Annotated in this window: 6 protein-coding genes; 4 read left to right on the forward strand and 2 right to left on the reverse strand. The window is 47.8% G+C overall.

Going from position 1 to position 5220, the window contains the following annotated elements; genetic code table 11:
* Positions 1-429: ATP-binding cassette domain-containing protein (locus Q0372_RS00430; RefSeq protein ID WP_298101326.1), on the forward strand; the 429-nt coding region annotated here is incomplete at its 5' end.
* A 276-nt stretch (positions 430-705) separates the two neighbouring features.
* Here Q0372_RS00430 and Q0372_RS00435 read toward each other — a convergent pair.
* Entirely contained in the window at positions 706-1299 is a 594-nt protein-coding gene (locus tag Q0372_RS00435) for a hypothetical protein (RefSeq protein WP_298101327.1), read from the reverse strand.
* Positions 1300-1397: 98 nt separating this feature from the next.
* On the opposite strand from Q0372_RS00435, the gene Q0372_RS00440 reads away from it, so the two are divergent.
* Positions 1398-2549 carry an MFS transporter gene (locus tag Q0372_RS00440; RefSeq protein ID WP_298101329.1) on the forward strand — a complete coding sequence of 384 codons (1152 nt, stop codon included), beginning with the start codon at positions 1398-1400 and terminating at the stop codon, positions 2547-2549.
* Between the two features lie 10 nt (positions 2550-2559).
* Here Q0372_RS00440 and Q0372_RS00445 read toward each other — a convergent pair whose 3' ends face one another.
* The gene (locus Q0372_RS00445) at positions 2560-3750 is read right to left on the reverse strand and encodes an MFS transporter (RefSeq protein ID WP_298101331.1); all 1191 of its coding nucleotides are present in this window, start codon (positions 3748-3750) and stop codon (positions 2560-2562) included.
* A gap of 118 nt (positions 3751-3868) precedes the next feature.
* Between Q0372_RS00445 and Q0372_RS00450 the strand changes: the two genes are divergently transcribed.
* Together Q0372_RS00450 and Q0372_RS00455 are read left to right on the forward strand one after the other, a co-directional pair.
* On the forward strand, positions 3869-4789 hold the full coding sequence (locus Q0372_RS00450; RefSeq protein WP_298043472.1) for a stomatin-like protein: 921 nt from the start codon (positions 3869-3871) through the stop codon (positions 4787-4789).
* Positions 4786-5220: NfeD family protein (locus Q0372_RS00455; RefSeq protein WP_298101333.1), on the forward strand; the 435-nt coding region annotated here is incomplete at its 3' end. The genes Q0372_RS00450 and Q0372_RS00455, both read left to right, overlap by 4 nt.

Below are 5220 nucleotides of genomic sequence, written 5' to 3' on the forward strand. Positions count from 1 at the left end.
GGCAGGCCGCAGGCCTCCGACGAGGAGGTCGAGCGCGCCGCGCGAGCTGCGGGATGCGAGGACTTCATCCTGCGGCTTGCGCATGGTTATGACACGCGCGTCGGCACGGGCGGCAGTCATGTATCGGGTGGTGAGCGTCAGCGTATCGCCATCGCGCGCGCGCTGTATAAGGACCCGCAAATTTTAATATTCGACGAGGCGACTTCGGCGCTGGATAACGCAAGCGAAAAGGAGATCTCAAACGTCATCGAAAAGATCAAACAAAGCAAAATCGTCTTTGTAATCGCTCACCGCCTCTCCACGATCGAGCGCGCCGATAATATCGCCGTGATGAAAAACGGCCGCATCCTCGCTATCGGCACCGACGCGAAGCTGACGGGCGAATGCGAGGAGTATCGCAGCCTAAAGGGGATAATGCAAAACGGCTAGAGCTTTAAAATTCTGCCCCTTTTGCGCCCCGGTTTTGCTCTATGAAATTTTATTTTGAAATTTAGCCGCGCGGATCGCTGCTTTAGCTGCAGGGCTTTTCAATAAAACTCGACTCTTTGGTGCGACGAGGCACGACCGCTAGAGCTTTAACGTTTGGATTAAAATTTTATCTTGAAATTTCAGCACTTCGTTGTGAGCCGCCTCTAAATTTAAACATTTGCGCCGTTTTAAAACCGCTGCGGTAAAATTTTATCGCACACTGGACTTTTCAGCGCGTTACCTGCACCTGATCTTCGGCATCTGCGATAAAATTTTAGCTTTATTTTCCTTTATAAATTTTCGCATCTTTTTAAAATCCCCATCCGAATCGAAATTTTTCGCGTATTGTACAAGTATAAGTCCACAACTTTGCATATCTGCAACCATTAGATCGACTTCATATTTATTGAAATTAGGATCTCCGGGGGCAGGCGGATTAAGGATCGCTATTACGGCTTGCGTAGGGCTAGTTTTTATGATATCAAGGGAGCGCCACTCATCTTTTTTTCTCACTTCATTGGACTTCGCTATCGTTTCATATATCCCGTATATATACCCATCGATACTTTTTACATCGCCGTAGTACGATATGGACACGAGCTTACTCCATTTATATTCCTCCTCATCGCTTAAATAATAATATGCCGCCACGAGATTTTTATACTTTTGAGTAAAAGTTTCTCCATCTATCATAACGCTTTGTGGTAGTTCGATTGTGCTATACGCTTTCTTTACTTCGGGGGTTTCCGATCTATACGCCTTACCTTGAAACGCCGCACACCCACCAAATATCGCCGTTAGTAAAAATGCGATTAGAATTTTTAATCTCATACATGATCCTTAAAATTTTTCAGATATTTTGCCATAAAAACCGAGCTTTAATCAATAAAAGGCTACAATACGTCAAATTTAATTCCAAGGAAAAGTCATTGTTTGAATCTATGCGCGCGGCACGCTCGCTAAGCCCCCTATTTCTGGGGATTTTCTTTATGTTTATCGGCGACGCGCTAGTCATCGCAAGCGCGGGCATCATGCTAAAAGAATCCGGCCACAGCGAGCTTGAGATCGGAGCGATTTCGGCGTTTTTCTTTTTAGGTGCGATCTTTAGCGGCTTTTTCGTGCCTTCGATAATCGGCGCGCTCTCATACGTGCGGGCATACGCGGTCTTTACGGCGCTTTTCGGCATCGCGGCGATGCTGCACGATCTAGGCTCAAACCTCGTGTATTGGGCGATTTTGCGCTTCATTTTGGGCTTTTGCTACTACGCGCTTTTGATGATAATCGAAAGCTGGATAAACTCAAAGATCACAAACTCCATCCGCTCCCGCGTGCTGGCGATCTACGAAGCGGTTTTTTACGGCGCGTTTGCGATAGGAGTTATAATCTTGGCGCTAAATTTCGGAACGATGAAGGTCTTCGTGCTAAGCGCATTTTTCATCATCCTAGCGCTGCTGCCGGTAAATTTAATCCGCTTCAATCCTCCTAGAGTCCCCGCTCGCATGCGCATCTCGATGCCGCAAATTTCAATCGTGCCGCCGCTTGCGTTTGCGACGGTGGTTTGCGCGGGCATTTTGATTAACGGCTTTTTTTCGATGGCGAGCGTTTTCGTGCTAAGTGCAGGGCTTGGAGTGGGCTCGGTGGGCGCATTTATGGGATCGGCGATGGCAGGAGGCTTCTTAGCGCAGCTCGTCTGTGGCACTATTTCAGATAAGTTTGGTCGCAAACGCGCCATAATGATAGTTTGCGTCGTGGGCCTTACTTCCTGCGCAGCGCTATTTTTTGCTAAGAGCTTCATCCTAACGTGCGCACTCGCGTTGCTGCTAGGATTTGGCGCCTTTCCTTTGTATTCGCTCGCCATCGCGCGCGCAAACGATTCCATCACCGGCGAGGGCGCATCTCGCGTGCAAATTTCAGCGGCAATGCTCTTTATCTATTCGAGCGCGTCGCTCTGCTCGCCTTTGATCATCGGCGCGATGATGAAATTTTTGGGCGCAAACGGCTTTATCTGGGTATTTTTCGCGGCGATGAGCTTTTTATTCGTATTTGCTATCTTTCGCCCCGAGATCGCGCCGAAAAGATAGCGGCCGAGGTTTAAATTTTTTCGTAGATCAAAAATTTATAATAAAACGCCGCGATTGCGAACATAAAGCCCATACCGAAGGTAATTTGCGAAAGCGAAAATCCAAGCTCGAAAAAAAATCCGATCGCGGCCGACACGAGTGTGGCGACGATGAAATACGCCATATCGTTGTAAGCGATGACGCGCCCGAAAAACTCCCTATCGACGTGGTTTTGCAGCTGCGTAAAAGAATACGACCACACCGTCGTGATGAAAAATCCCGCCGCGATCATGCCCGCAAACGAAAGCCAGTAGTTAAACTCCAGCACCGCCCACAGCGCCATGCCCGCAAACTGCCCCAGCAATAGCCAAAAAAACGTATATTTATTCACGATCTTACTTAGCCATATCTGCCCGAAAAACGCAGCCGCCGAGCGCGACATATTCATAAGCCCGATGACTAGCGAAGCGCTTAAAATTTCTTTGTATTTATACTTCGCAAGAAGCGCGATGAGATTGTCGTAGGTGGTGACGGCGACGAAGGCGTGAAGGACGATGAGATGCACCACCAAAGGATGCGAGCGCAGGTAAGAAAAGCCCTCCTTTAGCATCTTAAACACGGGCCCCGGCGCGTTTCTTGCGAGGTCTTTAAAATTTAGCCGCAGCAGGATAAAAAACGAAAAAACATATAAGCAAAAATCCAAAATAAACGCCGCTCGCACGCCGAAATAGTGGATAAAAATACCCGCGCTCGCCATACCGAAAGTATATGTGATCGTCCAGATAATGCCCGTCATCTCGTTAGCAAGCTTGAGATAGGGGCGGCTTAGAAATTTCGGCAGCGTAGATGATTCGGTTTGAAAAAACAGCGTGCCTGCGACGCTGCGCACGACCACGATCAAAAGCAGCAGCCACAGATAATCCAAACTATCGATAAAAATCAGCATGAAAATACTGATCATCTCGGTTATAAACATCGCCGTCATCAGAGGCTTTGGTTGAAATTTATCCACGATGATGCCGTTGATGGGCGCTAAAAAAACGTTTGGCACGAACGAAACGACGCCTACCGCCGTGATCGCCCATACCGGCGCGCCAAGTTCAATCAGCAGCGTAGCGATCCCAACGACCGAAAACCACAAGCCGAACATACATATAAAACCCGCCGAAAAGAGCAGTCGGTAGTTGCGTGAATGGCGAAGCAGCACTATGTATCTGATCATAAAATTTTATCCCGTAAATTAATTATAAAAAATTTTAAGCGATTGTATCACGGCGCGCCTTAAAAGCCAAAATAAGCTAAAAATGCTATAATTGCGAAATTTTAATTCAGGAGTGAAAATGGAAGGGTTCGTAACTACGGTAATAGTATTTTGCGTCCTCATCGCGGCAATTCTAAAGATGGGGGTCAAGATCGTCTCACAATCGGAAATTTTAATCATCGAGCGACTGGGTCGCTTTCACAAGGTGCTCGACGGCGGATTTCACATCATCGTGCCGTTTTTTGACGCGGTACGCGCTAAGATGAGCGTACGCGAGCAGCTCGTGGACATCAGCAAGCAGCAAGTCATCACCAAAGATAACGTCAACATAAGCGTCGACGGTATCGTGTTTTTAAAAGTCATCGACGGTAAGATGGCGCTTTACAACGTCGAGGATTATCGCCGCGCGATTTCAAATTTAGCGATGACAACGCTACGTAGCGCGATCGGCGAGATGAGCCTAGACAGCACGCTTAGTTCGCGCGATCAGCTAAATTCCAAGCTACAAATCGCTCTGGGCGATGCCGCTGATAACTGGGGCGTAAAGATCATGCGCGTGGAAATTTCCGAAATTTCGGTACCGCACGGCATCGAAGAGGCGATGAATATGCAGATGAAAGCCGAGCGTGAAAAGCGCGCGATCGAGCTTAAAGCCGAGGCTGAAAAAGCGGCCCTCATCCGAAACGCCGAGGCGCTAAAGCAGGAGAAGGTGCTCGAAGCCGAGGCGATCGAGCGTATGGCGGATGCGAAAAAATACGAGCAGATCGCGCTAGCACAGGGTCAAAAAGACGCGATGGACAGTATAAATTTAGCGATGAGCGCTTCCAGCTTCGCGGCGGAATACCTGCTCGCGCAGGGTCGTGTAAACGCTTTTAGCGAGCTGTCCAAAAACCCGAGCAAGGATAAAATTTTGATCCCTTACGAAACGAGCGAGCTTATCGGCTCTCTTAGCGTGCTTAAAGAATTCCTCGGTAAAAACGGCGCGAAGGAGCTCAAATGAACGCGCTGATTTTTATCATAATCGGCGTGATTTTGGCAATCGTCGAGCTTTTGGTGATGGATTTTACCTTTATATTTTTTAGCGCCGGATTTTTCATCACGGGGCTTTTGAGCTTCGGTTTTCATCTTGATTGGGACTTACAAATTCTGCTTTCGTTCGTGCTATCTTTCGTACTTCTGATCGCGCTTAAAAGGCCGCTTAAATCGCGATTTTTCAAACCAGAAGAGAAACATGAGGATAATTTTTTAGACGAGAGCGGCACCGGCACCGTCAAAAACGGCATGGTCTATTTCAAAGGCACGTTTTGGAAAAGCGATGAAATTTCAGATCTTAACGAGGGCGACCGAGTCGAAATTTTAGGCGTAAAAAACGGCCAGATCGTGGTTAAAAAAGATAGCAGTCGAAATTCTAGCGGCGCAGACGGCGTAAAT

The organism is uncultured Campylobacter sp. (genome assembly GCF_937997405.1).
GTDB lineage: Bacteria > Campylobacterota > Campylobacteria > Campylobacterales > Campylobacteraceae > Campylobacter_B.

Bases quoted from the DNA above. Each gene is read 5' to 3' on its own strand.
- Q0372_RS00435 (WP_298101327.1), bottom strand. From the start codon at position 1,299: ATGAGATTAAAAATTCTAATCGCATTTTTACTAACGGCGATATTTGGT.
- Q0372_RS00445 (WP_298101331.1), bottom strand. From the start codon at position 3,750: ATGATCAGATACATAGTGCTGCTTCGCCATTCACGCAACTACCGACTG.
- Q0372_RS00450 (WP_298043472.1), top strand. From the start codon at position 3,869: ATGGAAGGGTTCGTAACTACGGTAATAGTATTTTGCGTCCTCATCGCG.